Source organism: Microbacterium aoyamense (genome assembly GCF_023155855.1).
Taxonomy (GTDB): domain Bacteria; phylum Actinomycetota; class Actinomycetes; order Actinomycetales; family Microbacteriaceae; genus Microbacterium; species Microbacterium aoyamense.
On record NZ_JAKNUT010000003.1, the window covers coordinates 433,675 to 451,801 of the forward strand.

An 18,127-nucleotide genomic window follows, 5' to 3' on the forward strand; every position below is an offset into this window, starting at 1 on the left:
ATCACCGACGATCGGAGACACGATGACGTTCACGCTTCCGCGCGCAGCCCTTGCCGACGCTCCGCCCGCAGACCTGCTCGACGCCGACTTCTACGCGTTCCAGCACCAGCTCACGCCGGCTGAGCAGGGGGCGCTGCGCGGCATACGGGAGTTCCTCGAGACCGAGGTGCGCCCCTTCGCGGACGACCACTGGGAACGCGCTGAGAGTCCGAGGCATCTGATCCCGCGGATCGCGGAGCTCGGCCTGTACGCCAACGCGTTCCCTGAGACGGCTCAGTTCGAGAACAGCAGCGTCTTCCGGGGCTGGGTCGCGCTCGAGATCTCGCGGGCGGATCCGTCGACCGCGACATTCATCGGCGTGCACTCGGGCCTTGCGATGACGTCGATCCACGTCGGCGGATCGGAGGAGCAGAAGGCGGAGTGGCTGCCTTGCCTGGCCGCGGGTGAGCTCGTCGCGGCCTTCGGGCTCACCGAGCCCGGGCACGGGTCCGACACCGCGAAGGGGCTCGAGACGACAGCCGAGCGTCGTGGCGACGAATGGGTGCTCAACGGCGCGAAGCGGTGGATCGGCAACGGCGCGTTCGCCGACCTCGTCGTGATCTGGGCACGTGACGTCGCCGATGATCAGGTGAAGGGCTTCCTCGTGCGTACGCCGTCGATCGGCTTCACAGCGACGAAGATCGAGCGCAAGCAGTCGCTGCGCGCCGTCGAGAACGCGGACATCGTGCTCGAGGACGTCGTTGTGCCCGAGAGCGATCGGCTGCAGAGGATCGACGGATTCCGGGACGTCGCCGTCGTCCTCCGCCTCACCCGCGCCGACGTCGCGTGGCAGGCGCTCGGGGTCGCGGTGGGTGCGTACGAGAGCGCGCTCGCCTATGCGAAGAATCGGATGCAGTTCGGCAAGCCGATCGCGTCGTTCCAGCTCGTGCAGGAGAAGCTGTCGACCGCGCTGTCGAACATCACCGCCTCGATCGCGCTCTGCATGCGCGTCTCGCAGATGCAGGACGAGGGCATCCAGCGCGACCACCACTCCGCCATGTCCAAGGCGTTCGTCACGGCGCGCATGCGCGAGACCGTGGCGCTGTGCCGCGAGATCTGCGGCGGCAACGGCATCCAGCTCGGAAGCGAATCCCAGATCCCCGGCGACGTCCCTCCCGGCTACAGCATCGCGCGTTACTTCGCCGACGCCGAGGCCGTGTTCACGTTCGAGGGCACGTACGACATGAACGCGCTCATCGTCGGTCGGGCGATCACCGGCATCCCCGCGTTCGTCTGAGCACGTCATCCCCCTCGAAGGAGAATCATGACCGAAGCGTTCATCGTCGCCACCGCCCGCTCGCCGATCGGACGAGCACGCAAAGGCTCGCTGGCGGGCTTGCGACCCGACGACCTCACCGCCCGCATGGTGCAGGCCGCCCTCGACGCCCTGCCGGGTCTGGACCCTGCGCGCATCGACGACCTGATGCTCGGATGCGGGCAGCCCGCCGGGGAGCAGGGCTTCAACCTGGCGCGCATCGTCGCGGTGCTGCTCGGTCTCGACACCGTGCCGGGCACGACCGTGAATCGCTACTGCTCGTCGTCGCTGCAGACCACGCGCATGGCGTTCCACGCGATCAAGGCCGGCGAGGGAGACGTCTTCGTGTCAGCGGGTGTGGAGTCGGTCTCGCACTACGCGGCCGGGGCCGCCGACCTTCCGGGTGCGGTCAATCCCGCTTTCGCCGAGGCGCTGGCGCGCACGGCTGCGCGGTCGCAGGCGGGGGCGCCGATCTGGTCCGACCCGCGTGAAGACGGGCGCCTGCCCGACCCCTACATCGCGATGGGGCAGACGGCAGAGAACGTCGCGCAGGTGCACGGGGTGACCCGCGAAGAGCAGGATGCCTTCGCCGCCCGCTCGCAGCAGCGCGCCGAAGCGGCCCTCGCGTCGGGGTTCTGGGCGCGCGACATCACGCCCGTCACGCTTGACGACGGCACCGTGGTCTCGACCGACGACGGTCCGCGGCCGGGCGTGACCCTCGAAGCGCTCGCGGGACTGGACCCCGTCTTCCGGCCGGACGGCACGATCACCGCCGGCAACTGCTGCCCGCTCAACGACGGTGCGGCGGCGGTCGTGGTGGTCTCGGGCGCGGTGGTCGACGAACTCGGGCTCCAGCCGCTCGCGCGCATCGTGTCGACGGGCGTCAGCGCCCTCTCGCCCGAGGTCATGGGACTCGGGCCGGTCGCGGCATCCTGTCAGGCCCTTTCGCGAGCCGGGCTCTCGATCGACGACATCGACCTCGTCGAGATCAACGAGGCGTTCGCCGCCCAGGTGATCCCGTCCGCGCGCGAGCTCGGCGTCGACGATGATCGGCTCAACGTGCACGGCGGGGCGATCGCCGTCGGCCATCCCTTCGGTATGACCGGCGCGCGCATCACGTCGACCCTCATCAACGGCCTCGCCACGACGGGTGGCCGCTACGGTCTCGAGACGATGTGCGTCGGCGGCGGCCAGGGCATGGCCCTCATCCTCGAACGGGTCTGATCCCGGTTTCTCGCCCTGCGCAGTCCCCTCGTCGGCCCGCTGCCGGCGCGAGCGGGCACGTTGGCCCCGACCGGGCGCGTTCGACAACCCCCCACCGTGCCCTCTCGGGGCGAACGTGCCCGCTCGGCGCATCGTGGTGGTCGAGAGGGTCGCAGTGCGCGCGCGCGAGTGGGCACTCCCGTCCCGAGAGGGTGCGTTGCGCAACGTCGGAACGCGCCCGCTCGGGAGGAGTGTGCCCGCTCGGGAAGCGGCGCGCCCCCGCGGCGCGCGGGTCAGGGCTCGGGGACCACCAGCGCGATGGTCGCCGCGACCAGTGCGGGACGCGGAGAGCCCTCCAGTTCGACCGTGGTCGTGAGGCCGGCGCGGAGACCCTGGGGGCTCGGATCGACGGACGTCAGCTCGGTCACCGCGCGCACGCGGGATCCCGAGGTGACCGGCTGCAAGAAGCGCACGCGGTCGAGACCGTAGTTGACGACCATCGAGGTTCCGCCGATCGACAGCAGCCCGGCGGTGAGCCGCGGGAGAAGCGACAGCGTGAGGTAGCCGTGCGCGATCGTCGCGCCGAAGGGGCCGGCCTGGGCGCGTGCGGCGTCGAGATGGATCCACTGCCAGTCCTCGGTCGCGTCGGCGAAGGCCTGGATGCGCGCCTGGTCGATCTCGAACCAGTCGCCGGTCGCTGTCCGGCCGACCGCGTCGGCGAGTGCGGCGGGGGAGTCGACGGCGATCATGCGCGCGGACCGCCGGCGACGTACAGCACCTGGCCCGAGACGAACCCCGCCTCTTCCGAGCAGAAGAACGACGCCGCCGCGGCGATGTCCTCGGGATAGCCGGCGCGGCCGACCGGGATCTGATCGGCGTTGAAGGCGACGAACTCGTCGAAGCCCACGCCGAGCCGCTCGGCCGTCGACCGAGTCATGTCGGTCACGATGAATCCCGGTGCGATCGCGTTCGCGGTGACGCCGTATCGGCCGAGCTCGATCGCCAGGGTCTTCGTGAAGCCCTGCATGCCCGCTTTGGCGGCGGCGTAGTTCGCCTGTCCCCGATTGCCGAGAGCCGACGTGCTCGAGAGGTTGACGACGCGGCCCCACTCCTCGGCGACCTGATGCTTCTGCACAGCTCGCGACATGAGGAATGCTCCGCGCAGATGCACGGACAGCACGGCATCCCAGTCGTCCTCGGTCATCTTGAACAGCAGGTTGTCGCGGATGATCCCGGCGTTGTTCACGAGGATCGTGGGCGCCCCGAGCTCGGCCGCCACGCGCGCGACCGCTGCGTCGACGGCCGCGGCGTCAGCGACATCCGCGCCGATCGCGATCGCCCGTCCGCCCGCGTCGGTGATCGCTCGGACCGTGTCGGCGCACTGCGCCGGGTCGAGGTCGAGCACGGCGACGGCATGCCCGTCGGCGGCGAGTCGCAGCGCAGTGGCGGCGCCGATGCCGCGGGCGGCTCCGGTGACGATGGCGGTACGTGTCATGAGGGGTTCCCTTCGAAGGTGATGAGCTGGCGGAGTTCGCCGCCGGCGGCGAGGCGGTCCATCGCCTCGTCGATGCGGTCGAGCGTCGTGTGGGACGAGACGAGGCGTTCGAGCGGCAGCACGCCTGCGCGCCAGAGCTCGACGTAGCGGGGGATGTCGCGGCTGGGCACGGCGGAGCCGAGGTAGCTGCCGACGATCGTGCGGGCTTCGGCCGTCAGGACGAGGGGCGAGACGCTCGCGCGAGCATCCGGACCGGGGAGGCCCACGGTGACCGTCGTGCCGCCCGGCGCCGTGAGGGCGAGGGCCGTCTCGAACGCTCGCGCCGTGCCGGCGGCTTCGATGACGAGGGGGGAGTGGATGCCGCGCTCGGCCGCGTCGGCGGGAGTACAGGCGTCGATCGCCCCGAGCTCGCGTGCGAGGTCGAGCTTGCCCGCGACCGGATCGACCCCCACGACGTCGTGGCCCAGCGCGACGGCGACGAGGAGCGCGGCCATCCCGACACCGCCGAGTCCGACCACGAGCACGAGCGAGCCCGGAGCGGGCCGACCGGCATTGAGGACCGCACCGCCACCCGTCAGGACGGCGCAGCCGAGGAGAGCGGCGACCTCGGGCGGCACGTCGGCGTCGACGGGCACGACCGACGACCTGCTCACGACGGCGTGGGTCGCGAAGGCCGACACTCCGAGGTGGTGGTGCACCGGCGCGCCGCCTTCGCGGTGCAGACGGACGCCTCCGCCGACGAGCGTGCCCGCGCTGTTCGCAGCGCTGCCGGGGAGGCAGGGGAGCCGGCCGTCGGTGAGGCATCCCTCGCACTCGCCGCAGCGCGGGAGGAAGGTCATGACGACGCGCGTGCCGAGGGGAATGTCGTCGACGCCCTCCCCGAGTTCTTCGACTGTGCCGGAGGCTTCATGGCCGAGGAGCATGGGCATCGGCCGCATGCGGTTGCCGTCGACGACACTCAGGTCCGAGTGGCACACGCCCGCGGCCTCGACGCGCACGAGCAGCTCGCCTGGCCCGGGCGGATCGAGTTCTAGCGCCCCCACCGTGAACGGTCGGGACTCCTCGAAGGGCGCGGTCGCGCCCGACTGCTCGAGTACCGCTCCTCTGATGCGCATCCGACCTCCTCGTCGTTCACTTCGTGACAAGCATACCGACCACGCGGTATGCTCGCGGACGAATCACTCCTCGGCAGCGGAAACGCCTCCGAGGAACCGTGCGACGAAGGGGTCGACATGTCGAGCAGTGTGTCAGAGGGCGTTCCGACGGCGGGTCACGTCGATGCCCGCTTCTCGGAGCTGGGCGCGGTGTTCCGCGCCAATCTGGCTTCGGAGGCTGAGCTCGGCGGATCGCTCTGCGTGCTGATCGACGGCGTACCCGTCGTGGATCTCTGGGGAGGATGGGCCGACCCCGACCGCACCAGACCGTGGGAGCGCGACACGATCACGAACGTGTGGTCGATCTCGAAGACGGTCTCATCGCTCGCGATGCTCGTTCTCGTGGATCGCGGCGAGGTCGATCCCGACGCTCCCGTCGCGGAATACTGGCCCGAGTTCGCCGCGGCGGGCAAAGGCGGCGTGCTGGTGCGGCACGTCATGAACCACTCGTCAGGCGTCTCGGGCTGGGATCAGCCCGTCACCGTCGACGAGATCCTCGACCTGGATGCCGCTGCCGAACGCCTGGCCGCTCAGGCGCCCTGGTGGCCGGCGGGCATTGCTCCGGGCTACCACCTGCTCGACTACGGTCACCTCGTTCACGGCATCGTGCGGGGCGTGACCGGTCGCAGCCTCGGGAGCTTCGTCGCCGACGAGCTCGCTGCACCGCTCGGTGCCGACTTCTGGCTGGGGCTTCCAGCAAGTGAAGAGTCACGAGTATCGCTCGTCGTGCCGCCTCCGCCGTCGCAGCTCGACATCGCATCCCTTCCGCCCCAATCGCCCGCGTTCAAGACGTTCACGGGGCCCGGTCTCGGCGCCGAGGCCACCTGGACGCGCGAATGGCGTGCCGCGGGCATCGGGGGCGCAGGCGGGCAGGGAAACGCCCGTTCGGCTGCACTTCTGAACGCGATCATCGCCGGTCGGGGGCAGGTCGCGGGCACGCGGATCCTGTCGGAGCAGACCGTCGAGCGCGTGTTCACCGACGCCATCGACGGCGTCGACTACGTGCTCGGACTCCCCCTTCGATGGGGTCTCGGGTGGGGGCTCCGTCAGGCGGGCTCGACGGACTACATCCCCGAAGGTCGCGTCGCGTTCTGGGGCGGGTGGGGTGGGTCGCTCGTGACCGCCGATGCCGACCGCGGAGTGACCTTCGGCTACGTGATGAACCGGATGTCGGAGGGCATCCTCGCGTCGGATCGAGGCAGGACCTACCTCCGCGCCGTGTACGACGCTCTGTAGAGGATCACGAGGCGGCCGCGTACAGCGCTGCCGCCTCAGCGCGGTTCGCCGCACCGATCTTGCCGAGGATCGCCGACACGTGCACCGAGGCGGTCTTGGGGCTGATGAACAGGCGCTCGCCGATCTGCGGATTCGTGAGGCCCTCGGCGACGAGCTCGAGGACCTGGCGCTCGCGCGGCGTGAGGCCCGCGATCACGTCGCCGGTCGCCGGAACGTCGTGCTGCGCGAGCCCGGCCGTGACCGACAGTTCGCGCGCCCAGCGCGCGACCCGTGCGACGCCGTCGATGGATGCTTCGGCGTCGATGCGTGCGAGGAGGTCCGCCGCTTCGGTTCTGTCGCCGGCATCGAGCAACGCGGTCGCGAGGCGCAGTTCTGCCAGATGGCGATGCCAGACCGCGAGCGATCGGCCGGGTTCGGTCTCGAGCGCGGCCCGCCACAGGGCGACGCGCTCGCCGGCCGACGCCCCCTCGGCGTCGGCGAGTCCGGCGATCACGACGGCGGCGTGCAGCGGCGCGAGCCCCTCGGACGGCCACGAAGCTGCGGCCGTGCGCAACGCGGCGGCGTGCTGGGCCGACGGCGAATCGCGCAGCAGCAGTGCGAGGGTCACCGCGGCCGCGCGCTGCACGCGTCCCGGATGGTCGCCGGTCGCGATCGCCGCGAGCTCGGCCGCGGTCGTCTGCGCCTCGGCGGCCGAGGGGGAGCCGGCATCCATCGTCCCCGTCGCCGTCAGGAGGGTGTCACCGCGCTCGACGACCCACGAGGAGTGCTTCTCGGGGTTCTTCCGCAGGATCTCGTCGATCGACGTGCGTTCGTCGGCGAGCAGTTCATCGCGGATGCCGGACTCGTCGTTCCAGTGGTGGTGAGAGGCGAACAGTCGCGCGGCGGAGGGACGCGAACCGCGATCGGCGTAGCGGCGGGCGCGCCGCGCGTGCGCGAGGCCCTCGGCAGGGCGCCCGGCGGCGAAGTGCGATCGCGACAGCACGAACGAGAACGCCGTGCCGCTCTTGCGCTCCATGCCCGCGCGCACGGCGTCGGCGCGGTGCTGCTCACCGACGAGGCACGCCTCGTCGAAGCGTCCGACGCGGCGCAGCAGATCGACGTACGCCTCGCCCACATATGACTTCATCGCGGGCGACACATCGAGCGTGACGGCGCGTTCCAGCGGCGCGAGCGCCTGCTCCTCGAGTCCGTTCTCGTCGGCCAGTCGCCACGCCTCGGCCGTCAGGGCCACCGCGAGTGCGGGGTCGTTGCCGGCCTGCTCGGCCAGTGCGATCGCCTGCGCCGTGTCGCGCGCGGCTGCTTCGCCGCGCTCGAGCAGCGCCAGGTTCGACAGCGTGCGGGATTGCAGCGTCGTCGCCTCGGCGGCTTGGCTCGCCTCGAGGATCGCGATCGCGGCGTCGAGGTCCTCGCGACGGTTGCGGCCCTCGGCGTTGAACGACTGCACGAACCGCATGCGCAGCAGGGCGGCGCGGGTGAGGGGATCCTCGGGATCTGCCGCCAGCCCTTCCTCCGCCGCGCGCAGCGCGCGATGCGACTCGCCCAGATCGTGCCATGCCTCAGCGGCGGCGAGGTGAAGACCCGGCAGGGTCTCGCCCGCGCGCGGCCCCGCATCCGGAACCTGATCCCACAGCTCGGTGAGTCGCTCGGCGAGCGTCGCCGCCATTGCGGGCGCGAAGCCGCGCCGCGCCTGCGCGAGCGCCACCGCCGTCGCGTCGAAGGCGGCCGGAAGGTCGCGCGCGGCGAGCCAGTGCTCGGCGAGGGCGGCGACGTCGTCGGGCGCACCGAAGCCGGCGTCGTGCAGGCGCTCGGCGTAGCGCCGATGCACGCGCACGCGCTCGCTGGGGAGGATCTCGGCGTAGACCGCCTCTTGCGTCAGCGCGTGTCGGAAGCCGTATCCCGTGCCGGCGGCGACGAGGACGCGTGCGTCGATCGCCTCGCGGAGCGCGGCATCCAACCCCGCCTCGTCGAGAGTGGACACGCCGGCGAGCATGTCGTGGTCGAGGTTCAGGCCGCCGGCCGCCATGACGCGGATCATCTCCTGCGCGGGCGCGCTCAGCCGGGTGTAGCGGGCGAGCACGAGGTCGCGCAGCGTCTCGGGGAGCTCCGGCCCCTCGAGGTCGACGAGCTCCTCGACGAGGAACGGGATGCCGCCGCTGCGCGCCGCGAGTTCGTCCGTGCGCGGAACGCGACGGCGCCCGTCGCCCGCGAGGGCCGAGACCTGCTCGGCGACTTCGCCCGGGGTCAGCGGTGCGACCTCGACGCGGACGACCGCGCGCGAGCGGTCGAGCTCCGAGAGCACGGGCCGCAGCGGATGGAATCGGTCGATGTCGTCGGAGCGATAGGTCGCGACGATCGTGAGGTGCCGTCCGCGGAGCGTCGTGGCGAACGTCTTGAGCAGGCCCAGGGTCGCGGCATCCGCCCACTGCAGGTCTTCGATGACGATGACGACGTGGCGGTCGGTCGATAGGTTCTCGAGCAGCACCTCGATCGCCTCCGCGAGCTCGCCGGCACGCACCTCGGTCTCGGCGTCGCCGAGCTCGGGGAGCAGACACGCGAGGTTCGCCGCGGCGGCGGACGACCCGGCAGCGGCACGCAGGGCGTCGAGGCCGACCTCATCGGCGAGATCGCGCAGAACGCGCCGGACGGGCCCGAACGGAGTGCCGATGGGACCGAGGTCGACGCACGGACCCACGGCCACGACGAGCGGCGGGTCGGCATCGGCCGTCGCGCGGGCCGCCGCGAGCAGCTCGCGCACGAGCCGTGTCTTGCCGATGCCGGCCTCGCCGCGGACGATCGCGGTGCGCGGACGCCCCGAACGCCCCTCGTCGATCAGGTCGAGGAGGGTCGCGAGCTCGGACTCTCGTCCGACCATGCGGGAGCTCGAGGCGGGCGCTGCCATGGTCTCATCGTGCCACTCGGCACGGACAGCGAGGTCGGTCACGCGGCGAGCGCGTGCGAGCGACGTTCGCGGCGGGTCGTCGCGCGCTCCGCGCGCCGCGCGGCGAGGTGCTCGGCGATGCGGCTGCGCAGCGTCACTTCGCGATCGAACTCGCGGAAGCGCTGTTCGGTGAGGCGGGTGGCGAAGAACGTCGAGGCATCCATGTCGGTCTCCTGTCGATCGGTGCTGACAGGTTCGACTCTCCTCGGTAAGGGGAGGGCGGCGGATCGGACGGATGCCTTATCTTCGCGTCCGGAATGTCTTAGGCGCCGGCGCGCACCGTCTTACCCCGTCCGACGCGGCGGAGGATCCACTTGTGTCCCTCGATGAATCCGGTCACGAGCACGAGCAGACCGAGGCACACGAGCCACTCGGGTCCGGTCAGCGAGGTAGCCCCGACGATGTTCTGCAGGAACGAGATCTCGGTCGAGGCCACGAGGATGATGACAGGCCACACGAGCAGCTTCGCCACGGCCGCGATCGGCGCCGCGAGCCCGGTCTCGGGGGAGCGGCGCATGAGCACGGCGCTGATGACCGTGCCGAGGCCGACGACGATGTACGCCATCGTCATGGCGTGCGACGGCTCGGTGGGGCTGGGTTCATCCGGGCCCCACACGAGCGGGATCCAGGACGCGAGGAAGATCGCGAAGCCGTACAGTCCCCACTCCGCGAGCGCGCCCGCGTTGGCGACGCCGAGCTTCGGGTTGCGCGGAGGGCGATCCATGATGCCCGGAGGCGCTTCGTCGGCCGCGATCGCGAAGACGGCGAACAGGGTCACGAAGAAGTTCAGGAACAGCACCATGCCGGGGAACAGCGCGACGCCGTCGGCGATGTTGAACGCGGATGCCGCGAGGAACAGCAGCAGCAGCGACACGAGCTGCGACATCTGGAAGCGCAGATACGACGTGATCTTGTCGTACACGACGCGGCCGAGCTCGACTGCGCGCACGAGCGTCGCGAAGTTGTCGTCGGTGAGCACGAGCTTCGCCGCCTGTTTGGTGACCTCGGAGCCCGAGCCCATCGCGACCCCGACGTCGGCCTGCTTGATCGCGGCGGCGTCGTTGACGGCATCCCCCGTCATGGCGACGATCTCGCCCTGCGATTGCAGCAGCTGCACGAGGCGGAGCTTGTCCTGCGGCGTCACGCGGCCGAACACGTGCAGATCGGGGAGGTCTGCAAGCAGAGCGGTGTCGTCGAGCTTCTGCAGCTCGGCGCCGCTGATCGCGCCCGCGCCGAGGCCCAGTTCCTTGCCGATCGCGCCCGCGGTCACGGCGTGGTCGCCCGTGATCATGCGCACCTCGATGCCGGCGCGCTGCGCGACTTCGACCGCGACCTTCGACGACGGGCGCAGGGGGTCGACGATGCCGACGACACCGATGAGGTCGAGGTCGGTCACGTACGACATGGGGTCGGCGACGATGGATGCCTCGTCCGCCGCATCCAGGAATCGCGCGCCGATGGCGAGCGTGCGCAGCCCGCTCGCGCTCATCGTCTCGAGCACGTCGGTCACTTCGGCGGTGTCGATCGGCTCAGTGGTGCCGTCGGCGCCGTAGCGGGTGGCGCAGCGTCCGACGATGATGTCGGGGGCGCCCTTGACGAACTGGACGATGCGATCCTCGCCGTCGAACGTCGCGTGATGGAACGTCGCCATGAACTTGTAATCGGAGTCGAACGGCACCTCGGCGATCCGCGGGTGCTCGCGCCGCGTCGCATCGGCGTCGACGCCGAGCTTCGCGGCCAGCACGATGAGAGCCGCCTCGGTGGGGTCGCCCACGACGGCACCCTCGGGCGAGACCGTCGCGTCGTTCGGAAGCGAGATCGCGAGTCCGACGCGGTACGCCTCGACGGGCTCGCCCGCCGCGCGCAGCACCTTGCCGTCGAAGGAGTAGCCGCCGCCCGTGACCTGATAGTGGTTGCCGCCGAGCCACATCTCGCGCACCGTCATCGCGTTGAGGGTGAGGGTGCCGGTCTTGTCGGAGCAGATCGCGCTCGTCGCTCCCAGGGTTTCGACGTCCGCGAGGCTCGCGACGATCGCCTTCTCCTTCGCGAGGTGCGTCGCGCCCCACGACAGGAGGCTCTGCACGAAGGTCGGCAGACCCGTGGGGATGGCGGAGATCGCGACGGCCGTGCCGAGGAACAGCAGCTCGCTGAGCTCCTGCCCGCGCACCCAGCCGATGACGATGATCACGAGCACCGCGACCCAGGCGACGATCCCGATGACCCGCGTCAGGCCGTCGAGTTCGCGCTGCAGGGGGGAGCGCTTGTTCGACACCGACGACAGCAGAGTCGCGATGCGGCCGACCTCGCTGCGCATCCCGGTCTCGACGACGATCATGCGAGCCGTTCCGCGGGTGACCGAGGTGTTCTGGAAGAGCATCGCCGTGCGGTCGGCGAGGGCGGCGTCGGGAGCGTTCGCCGCGAATCCCTTCTCGATCGGCAGGGACTCGCCCGTGAGGGCGGACTCCTGCGTCTCGAGCGTCGCCGAGCGGATGATGCGTCCGTCGGCCGGCACGAGATCGCCCGCTTCGAGGTCGACGATGTCACCGGGCACCAGGGTCGTGGCATCCACGAGCTCGATCCGTCCGTCGCGCAGCACGCGCGCCTGCGGTGTCTGCAGCTTCGAGAGCGCGTCGACGCTGCGCCGCGCCTTGAGTTCCTGCCGGGTCCCCTGCACGACGTTGAACGCGACGAGGATGCCGACGATGATCGCCGTCGAGACCTGTCCGATCAGCAGCGAGACGACCGCGACGGCGATGAGCATCAGCGTCATGAGCTCGGCCAGCTGGCCGAGTGCGATCTTGAACGCGCTCGGCGGCGGCGCGCTCACGAGGGCGTTGGGACCGACGGTGGCGAGTCGCTCTGCGGCGGTGGCCGCGGTCAGGCCCCGGTCGGTGTCGGTGTGCAGGTCCGCCGCGATCGCATCGGGGTCGAGCGACCACCACGGCGTGGCGGTCGCGCTCTCGGCAGGAGTCGTCGTGGGAGTGCTCACGCGCTCAGGTTATTGCTTCGCCGCGCTGCGCGCTTCCTACGTGTCGAGCTGATCCCGCAGGCGGCGCGCGACCTCTGCGAGCGGCATGCGCCGCGGGAAGGTCGCCACGACGACGTCGTCGGGCGCGGCATCCCGCTCCTCGCTGTCGGGAAGCACGCCGAAGCGCCGCATCGCGTCGTCGAGCGCGCGTCTCAGCACAGCGACCGGCACCTTCTTCGGGCCCCTCAGCAGCTGCCGCAGCACGTGGTTGTGGACCGCCGTGACGAGCGCGGCGAAGCCGACGGCATCGAGGGGATCGAGGCCCGGGAGCGCGGAGCGGAGGTACTCGTCGAACAGTCGCTCGTAGCGGAAGACCGTGACGATCTCGCGATCGCGCAGGGTCGGCACGCCCCGCACGACGGCGTAGCGCCGACGCGCGAGCTCGGGGTCGGCGGCGAAGTGCGAATACACGCGGATGGATGCCTCGCACACGGCCGCCCAGGGGTCGTCGTGCGATTGGGCCAGGTAGTCCCGCAGCTCGGCGAGGAGGAGCTCGTGATCGGCGAAGATGACGTCGTCCTTGCCGCCGAACTGCCGGAAGAACGTCGAGCGCGAGACGCCCGCCGCGCGCGCGATCTGCTCGACCGAGGTCTGATCGAACCCCTGCTCCGAGAAGAGATCGATCGCCGCCGCGACGACGGCGGTGTTCGCGGCGGACGGTGATGCGGTGTCGCTCATGTCGGCGACTCTACTCGGACGGCGTCCCAGGCGAGGTGGAACCGGATGCCGCGCGTCAAGCCCCTGGCCGGTCGACGCGTCCGCGACTTCACTGGGCGAATGACCTCCCTGTGGAAGAACGCGATGTCGTCCGTGCCCAGCACGCCCTTCGAGCCGGGCACTCGATGCGACGTCGCGATCGTGGGTGCCGGCATCACCGGTCTCGCGACGGGTCTCGAGCTCGCCCGTGCTGGACTCCGTGTGGTCATCCTCGAAGCGGGCGAGGTCGCGCAGCTCGCGACGGGTTCGAACACCGGCAAGCTCTCGCTTCTGCAGGGCAGGGTGCTGTCGACTCTGCGCGCGCATCACCCGGCATCCCTCGTTCAGGCGTACGTCGATGCGAACCGTTCGGGGATGGAGTGGCTGGTGCGGTTCGCGGAGGAAGCCGGGATCCCGTACACACGGAGCACCGCCTACTCGTATGCGCAGACGCCCGAGGGCCGAGCGACGGTGGAGGGGGAGTTCGAGGCGGCTCGCGAGGCCGGGCTGCCGGTCACCCGCATCGACGCGGTCGACGCGCCGTTCCCGATCGACTCCGCCGTCTCGTTGGAGGGACAGATCGCGATCGACCCCGCCAGGGTCGCCACCGCGCTCGCGCGCGCGTTCGACGACGCAGGGGGAGTGCTCCACACAGGTGTGCGCGTGACACGGGCGCGAACGCTGCCGACGTCCCGCGTGGACACCGAGGCCGGTCCGGTCTTCGCCGATCACGTCGTGCTCGCCACGGGTGCGCCGATCGCCGATCGCGGTTTCTACTGGGTCAAGACGAGAGGTCTGCGCTCGTACTGCGTCTCGTTCGCGGTGGACGGCCCGCTGCCGGACGGACTCTTCCTCTCGGTCGATGGACCGACGCGCTCCGTGCGACCCGTGACGCCCGACGACGGCCCCGCGTCGGCTCTCATCGTGGGCGGCAACGGGCATCCGGTCGGACGCGCGAAGTCTGAGCGTGCGCTCGTGGACGACCTCGTCGCCTGGACGGCTCGGTACTTCCCTGGAGCGACCGAGATCTTCCGCTGGTCGGCGCAGGACTACGAGTCGCACGACCTCATCCCGTTCGTCGGCGCACTGCCTCGCGGACTCGGCCGCATCCGCTTCGCGACGGGCTACGGCAAGTGGGGTCTCTCGAATGCCCCGGCCGCCGCGATCCGCATCGCGGGCGAGATCCTCGACCGGCCGCGACCGCCGTGGGTGCGCACGATCGGCACGCGCATGACCGTGCCGGCCGACATCGGACGAGGTGCGGTGGAGCTGGGCAAGGTCGCAAGTGCGGCCGCGACGGGGTGGACCGAGGCCGAGTCGAGCGCGGTGCCCGTGCGTCAGCCCGCCGAGGGGGACGGCGTCGTAGCCCACCGTGGCGGTCGCCCGGTGGGCATCTCGACGGTGGGCGGAGTGACTCGTGCCGTGAGCGCCGTGTGTCCGCATCTCGGGGGCGTGCTGTCGTGGAACGATGCCGAGTGCACCTGGGACTGCCCGCTGCACGCGAGCCGGTTCGCAGCGGATGGGAAGCGCATCGAAGGACCGGCGGTGCGGGATCTCACCCACCTTCGCGCGTCAGGACCTCCCACGCTCGAGTAGTAGGCTGGGTGACTGGTCGATATCTCGACGTCGAGACGCTTTTCGCGTCATCCCACCCCATTCGCCACTGCGAAGGAATCCACTGTGGATCTGTACGAGTACCAGGCACGAGACCTTTTCGAGAAGTACGAGGTGCCGGTTCTCGCCGGCATCGTCGCGGACACGCCGGAGGAGGTGCGGGCCGCAGCCGAGAAGATCGGCGGAGTCGTCGTCGTCAAGGCGCAGGTCAAGGCCGGCGGCCGCGGCAAGGCCGGCGGCGTGAAGGTCGCCAAGACCCCCGATGAGGCGTACGAGCTCTCGAAGGCCATCTTCGGCCTCGACATCAAGGGCCACGTCGTCAAGCGCGTCATGGTCGCGCAGGGCGCGCGTATCGACAAGGAGTACTACTTCTCGGTGCTGCTCGACCGCGCCAACCGCTCCTACCTGTCGCTGGCAAGCGTCGAGGGCGGCATGGAGATCGAGGAGCTCGCCGTCGAGCGTCCCGAGGCGCTCGCGCGCATCGAGGTGAATCCCGGCACGGGCATCGACAAGGCCAAGGCTGTCGAGATCGCCGAAGCCGCGGGTTTCGCGCCCGAGCTGGTCGACAAGGTGAGCGACGTCTTCGTCAAGCTCTACGACGTCTACAAGGGCGAGGACGCGACGCTCGTCGAGGTCAACCCACTGATCCTCTCGGAGGAGGGCGACATCATCGCCCTCGACGGCAAGGTCTCGCTCGACGAGAACGCCGACTTCCGCCACGCCGGTCACGCCCTGCTCGAAGACAAGGACGCCGCCGACCCGCTCGAGGCCAAGGCCAAGGCGAACGACCTCAACTACGTCAAGCTCGACGGCGAGGTCGGCGTCATCGGCAACGGCGCAGGCCTCGTGATGTCGACGCTCGACGTCGTCGCCTACGCCGGTGAGAACCACGGCGGCGTCAAGCCCGCCAACTTCCTCGACATCGGCGGCGGCGCCTCGGCAGAGGTCATGGCCGCAGGGCTCGACGTCATCCTGGGCGACCCGCAGGTCAAGTCGGTCTTCGTCAATGTGTTCGGCGGCATCACGGCGTGCGACGCCGTCGCCAAGGGCATCGTGGGCGCGCTCGCCGAGCTCGGCTCGAGCGCGTCGAAGCCCCTCGTGGTGCGCCTCGACGGCAACAAGGTCGAAGAGGGCCGCGCGATCCTGCGTGACGCGAACCACCCCCTCGTGACCCTCGCCGAAACCATGGACGAAGGCGCCGACAAGGCCGCCGAGCTCGCGAACGCGTAAGGAACTCAGGAACATGTCGATCTTCCTCAACAAGGACTCCAAGGTCATCGTCCAGGGCATCACGGGCGGCGAGGGCACGAAGCACACCGCTCTCATGCTCAAGGCCGGCACGCAGGTCGTCGGCGGCGTCAACGCCCGCAAGGCCGGCACGACGGTGCTCCACACAGACAAGGACGGCAACCCCGTCGAGCTCCCCGTCTTCGCGTCGGTCGAAGAGGCCATCGCCGCGACCGGCGCCGACGTGTCGATCGCCTTCGTGCCGCCCGCGTTCACGAAGGACGCGATGGTCGAGGCCATCGACGCCGAGATCCCGCTCCTCGTCGTGATCACCGAGGGCGTGCCCGTCGGCGACACCGCCGAGGCTTGGGCCTACGCGCAGGCCAAGGGCAACACGACCCGCATCATCGGGCCGAACTGCCCCGGCATCATCACCCCCGACGAGTCGCTCGTCGGCATCACGCCCGCCAGCATCACGGGCAAGGGCCCGATCGGCCTCGTGTCGAAGTCGGGCACCCTGACGTACCAGATGATGTACGAGCTGCGCGAGATCGGCTTCTCGACCGCGATCGGCATCGGCGGCGACCCCGTCATCGGCACGACGCACATCGATGCGCTGGCGGCGTTCGAGGCCGACCCCGAGACGAAGGCCATCGTCATGATCGGCGAGATCGGCGGCGACGCCGAGGAGCGCGCGGCCGACTTCATCAAGGCGAACGTCACGAAGCCCGTCGTGGGCTACGTCGCGGGCTTCACCGCTCCCGAGGGCAAGACGATGGGCCACGCCGGCGCGATCGTCTCAGGCTCCGCCGGCACGGCGCAGGCCAAGAAGGAGGCCCTCGAGGCCGCCGGCGTCAAGGTCGGCAAGACGCCGTCCGAGACGGCCGCCCTCATGCGCGAGATCATCGCGGGGCTGTAAGTCTGAACGACGAGGGGGTGGATGCCGCGGCATCCACCCCCTCCGTCGTTCCCGGTTGTCAGTCTTGACGGACATCGCGGTCGATGTCAGACGTGACGGACAGGAGGCATGGAATGCTCGTCGTCACTCCCGCGGACTGGGGCAACTTCGTCCAGTTCGCGCTCGCACGTACTCGCGGCGGCGGCTGGGCCGTGCCCGTCGGCCGTGCCCCGTCCACGCACATTCTGAAGCCCGTCATCGCGGGCCTGAAGCGGAGCGACCTGAGGGAGCACCTGACGCTTGCGGCCGCAGCCAAGCTCGGACATTGACGCGACCCCGCTGGGAACGAGCATGTAAGCCAAGTATCACGTCGGATCTCGATCTGAGTGGTCGGCATCATGGCTGCTCTGGTCGCCGGACTCCGTAGCTTCGTGTCTGCCGTCGGAACGTTCGAGTGCGCGCGAGCGTTCACGGCGCGCCTCTACCAGCCACTGTATGGCCGTCGCGACAACAACAGCCAGCGTTGCGCAGAGCAGGCCAAAGATCTTCGCTGCGACATCGGCAGGAGTCAACAACACGATGACAGCGGCACCCGGCAGTACGAAAGCCGCCTTCCACGCGCAGTCCGCGGCGAACTGTCGAAGAGCTAGAACGCCAACATTCTTCTTCCTCCTCCTCCGCCTCCTCCGCCTGCGGTTCGTTGACTCCGCGTCGTGTTGCTCCAAATCGATACACCACCTCTACCCGACTCGATGACACCGAGACCTAGGCCGTAGAAGTCAGCTCGACGCCCGCCACGCTGCATCCTCGACCAGTCTCGCGGTCTAAACGCGGCTCGCTCCGGGGCGACAGCGGTCACTGCCCGTGCGACTTGACTTCCTCGCGCGAGTACTCGCCCCACGGCACCGATCCCCGCCCCTAGCCCGCCCCCGGCAATATCGAGCCAACCCTCTGGCCGACCAGTTGACACTCGATAGGCCCCAATCGCGACGCTGGCCACGGCCGCCACAGCGCCGATCACTGCACAGACCGCGCAGACGATAGCCGCCAAACCAATCAATCCACCCACAAGAATCGCACTATCGGCCGCTGTCTCCCACCATCGGCCGGTGAGGTCGTGTTTGTTGATGGGGTCGGTGGGCCAGACGTAGTCGTTGTCGACGCCGCCTTCGACGGGATCCACTTGCAGGAACCTGCCCAGTGCGGGCAGGTACACGCGGGCACCCATCTGCACGATCAGCACCCCACCCGCCGACGTGTCAGCCTGCTTCGCGGCACCCTGATGCCACGCGAGCGTCCCATCGCCGGCGACGCCCGACTCGTTCGCTGCGGGCGTGCCGATCG

General features: G+C 70.2%; 15 protein-coding genes. 7 read left to right on the top strand and 8 right to left on the bottom strand.

Going from position 1 to position 18,127, the window contains the following annotated elements; translation table 11 throughout:
- Positions 1-22 precede the first annotated feature (22 nt).
- Both MA876_RS11185 and MA876_RS11190 read left to right on the top strand, forming a co-directional pair.
- Positions 23-1,276 (top strand): acyl-CoA dehydrogenase family protein, encoded by a 1,254-nt coding sequence (locus MA876_RS11185; RefSeq protein ID WP_248148862.1) that lies wholly within the window; start codon positions 23-25, stop codon positions 1,274-1,276.
- 27 nt (positions 1,277-1,303) lie between these two features.
- Positions 1,304-2,518 carry an acetyl-CoA C-acetyltransferase gene (locus MA876_RS11190; protein ID WP_248148863.1) on the top strand — a complete coding sequence of 405 codons (1,215 nt, stop codon included), beginning with the start codon at positions 1,304-1,306 and terminating at the stop codon, positions 2,516-2,518.
- 272 nt (positions 2,519-2,790) lie between these two features.
- Here the strand turns inward: MA876_RS11190 and MA876_RS11195 are convergent, their stop codons facing one another.
- From MA876_RS11195 to MA876_RS11205, 3 genes are read right to left on the bottom strand one after another with little or no spacing between them, the layout of a single operon-like run.
- On the bottom strand, positions 2,791-3,246 hold the full coding sequence (locus MA876_RS11195; RefSeq protein ID WP_248148864.1) for a MaoC family dehydratase: 456 nt from the start codon (positions 3,244-3,246) through the stop codon (positions 2,791-2,793).
- Positions 3,243-3,992 (bottom strand): SDR family oxidoreductase, encoded by a 750-nt coding sequence (locus MA876_RS11200; protein WP_248148865.1) that lies wholly within the window; start codon positions 3,990-3,992, stop codon positions 3,243-3,245. The genes MA876_RS11195 and MA876_RS11200 overlap by 4 nt, the downstream gene beginning before the upstream one ends.
- Positions 3,989-5,107, bottom strand: coding sequence for an alcohol dehydrogenase catalytic domain-containing protein (locus MA876_RS11205; protein WP_248148866.1), 1,119 nt, complete (start codon positions 5,105-5,107; stop codon positions 3,989-3,991). The genes MA876_RS11200 and MA876_RS11205 overlap by 4 nt, the downstream gene beginning before the upstream one ends.
- Before the next feature lie 117 nt (positions 5,108-5,224).
- Here MA876_RS11205 and MA876_RS11210 point away from each other — a divergent pair, with 117 nt between their 5' ends.
- Positions 5,225-6,382, top strand: a complete 1,158-nt coding sequence (locus MA876_RS11210; protein WP_248148867.1) for a serine hydrolase domain-containing protein — start codon at positions 5,225-5,227, stop codon at positions 6,380-6,382.
- Between the two features lie 4 nt (positions 6,383-6,386).
- On the opposite strand, the gene MA876_RS11215 is transcribed toward MA876_RS11210, so the two are convergent.
- From MA876_RS11215 to MA876_RS11230, 4 genes are all read right to left on the bottom strand, one after another.
- Complete coding sequence (locus MA876_RS11215; protein WP_248148868.1) at positions 6,387-9,281, bottom strand: helix-turn-helix transcriptional regulator; 2,895 nt, start codon at positions 9,279-9,281, stop codon at positions 6,387-6,389.
- 38 nt (positions 9,282-9,319) lie between these two features.
- Complete coding sequence (locus MA876_RS11220; RefSeq protein ID WP_248148869.1) at positions 9,320-9,484, bottom strand: hypothetical protein; 165 nt, start codon at positions 9,482-9,484, stop codon at positions 9,320-9,322.
- Between the two features lie 98 nt (positions 9,485-9,582).
- Positions 9,583-12,309 (bottom strand): cation-translocating P-type ATPase, encoded by a 2,727-nt coding sequence (locus MA876_RS11225; RefSeq protein WP_248148871.1) that lies wholly within the window; start codon positions 12,307-12,309, stop codon positions 9,583-9,585.
- 36 nt (positions 12,310-12,345) lie between these two features.
- On the bottom strand, positions 12,346-13,026 hold the full coding sequence (locus tag MA876_RS11230) for a TetR family transcriptional regulator (protein ID WP_248148873.1): 681 nt from the start codon (positions 13,024-13,026) through the stop codon (positions 12,346-12,348).
- Between the two features lie 99 nt (positions 13,027-13,125).
- On the opposite strand from MA876_RS11230, the gene MA876_RS11235 reads away from it, so the two are divergent.
- The 4 genes from MA876_RS11235 to MA876_RS11250 all read left to right on the top strand — a co-directional run bounded on the left by MA876_RS11235 (position 13,126) and on the right by MA876_RS11250 (position 17,112).
- Positions 13,126-14,640, top strand: a complete 1,515-nt coding sequence (locus MA876_RS11235; protein ID WP_248148875.1) for an FAD-dependent oxidoreductase — start codon at positions 13,126-13,128, stop codon at positions 14,638-14,640.
- A gap of 84 nt (positions 14,641-14,724) precedes the next feature.
- Positions 14,725-15,888: an ADP-forming succinate--CoA ligase subunit beta gene (gene sucC, locus MA876_RS11240; protein ID WP_248148876.1), complete on the top strand. Its 1,164-nt coding sequence runs from the start codon at positions 14,725-14,727 to the stop codon at positions 15,886-15,888.
- Between the two features lie 13 nt (positions 15,889-15,901).
- Positions 15,902-16,804: a succinate--CoA ligase subunit alpha gene (gene sucD, locus MA876_RS11245; protein ID WP_248148877.1), complete on the top strand. Its 903-nt coding sequence runs from the start codon at positions 15,902-15,904 to the stop codon at positions 16,802-16,804.
- Between the two features lie 113 nt (positions 16,805-16,917).
- The gene (locus tag MA876_RS11250) at positions 16,918-17,112 is read left to right on the top strand and encodes a hypothetical protein (protein WP_248148879.1); all 195 of its coding nucleotides are present in this window, start codon (positions 16,918-16,920) and stop codon (positions 17,110-17,112) included.
- A 317-nt stretch (positions 17,113-17,429) separates the two neighbouring features.
- Here the strand turns inward: MA876_RS11250 and MA876_RS19395 are convergent, their stop codons facing one another.
- Entirely contained in the window at positions 17,430-18,125 is a 696-nt protein-coding gene (locus tag MA876_RS19395; protein WP_372491520.1) for an RHS repeat-associated core domain-containing protein, read from the bottom strand.
- Between the last annotated feature and the right edge of the window lie 2 nt (positions 18,126-18,127).

Excerpts from the sequence above, each read along its gene's own strand:
- MA876_RS11185 (WP_248148862.1), top strand. The coding sequence starts at position 23 with ATGACGTTCACGCTTCCGCGCGCAGCCCTTGCCGACGCTCCGCCCGCA.
- MA876_RS11190 (WP_248148863.1), top strand. The coding sequence starts at position 1,304 with ATGACCGAAGCGTTCATCGTCGCCACCGCCCGCTCGCCGATCGGACGA.
- MA876_RS11195 (WP_248148864.1), bottom strand. The coding sequence starts at position 3,246 with ATGATCGCCGTCGACTCCCCCGCCGCACTCGCCGACGCGGTCGGCCGG.
- MA876_RS11200 (WP_248148865.1), bottom strand. The coding sequence starts at position 3,992 with ATGACACGTACCGCCATCGTCACCGGAGCCGCCCGCGGCATCGGCGCC.
- MA876_RS11205 (WP_248148866.1), bottom strand. The coding sequence starts at position 5,107 with ATGCGCATCAGAGGAGCGGTACTCGAGCAGTCGGGCGCGACCGCGCCC.
- MA876_RS11210 (WP_248148867.1), top strand. The coding sequence starts at position 5,225 with ATGTCGAGCAGTGTGTCAGAGGGCGTTCCGACGGCGGGTCACGTCGAT.
- MA876_RS11215 (WP_248148868.1), bottom strand. The coding sequence starts at position 9,281 with ATGGCAGCGCCCGCCTCGAGCTCCCGCATGGTCGGACGAGAGTCCGAG.
- MA876_RS11220 (WP_248148869.1), bottom strand. The coding sequence starts at position 9,484 with ATGGATGCCTCGACGTTCTTCGCCACCCGCCTCACCGAACAGCGCTTC.
- MA876_RS11230 (WP_248148873.1), bottom strand. The coding sequence starts at position 13,026 with ATGAGCGACACCGCATCACCGTCCGCCGCGAACACCGCCGTCGTCGCG.
- MA876_RS11235 (WP_248148875.1), top strand. The coding sequence starts at position 13,126 with ATGACCTCCCTGTGGAAGAACGCGATGTCGTCCGTGCCCAGCACGCCC.
- sucD (WP_248148877.1), top strand. The coding sequence starts at position 15,902 with ATGTCGATCTTCCTCAACAAGGACTCCAAGGTCATCGTCCAGGGCATC.
- MA876_RS11250 (WP_248148879.1), top strand. The coding sequence starts at position 16,918 with ATGCTCGTCGTCACTCCCGCGGACTGGGGCAACTTCGTCCAGTTCGCG.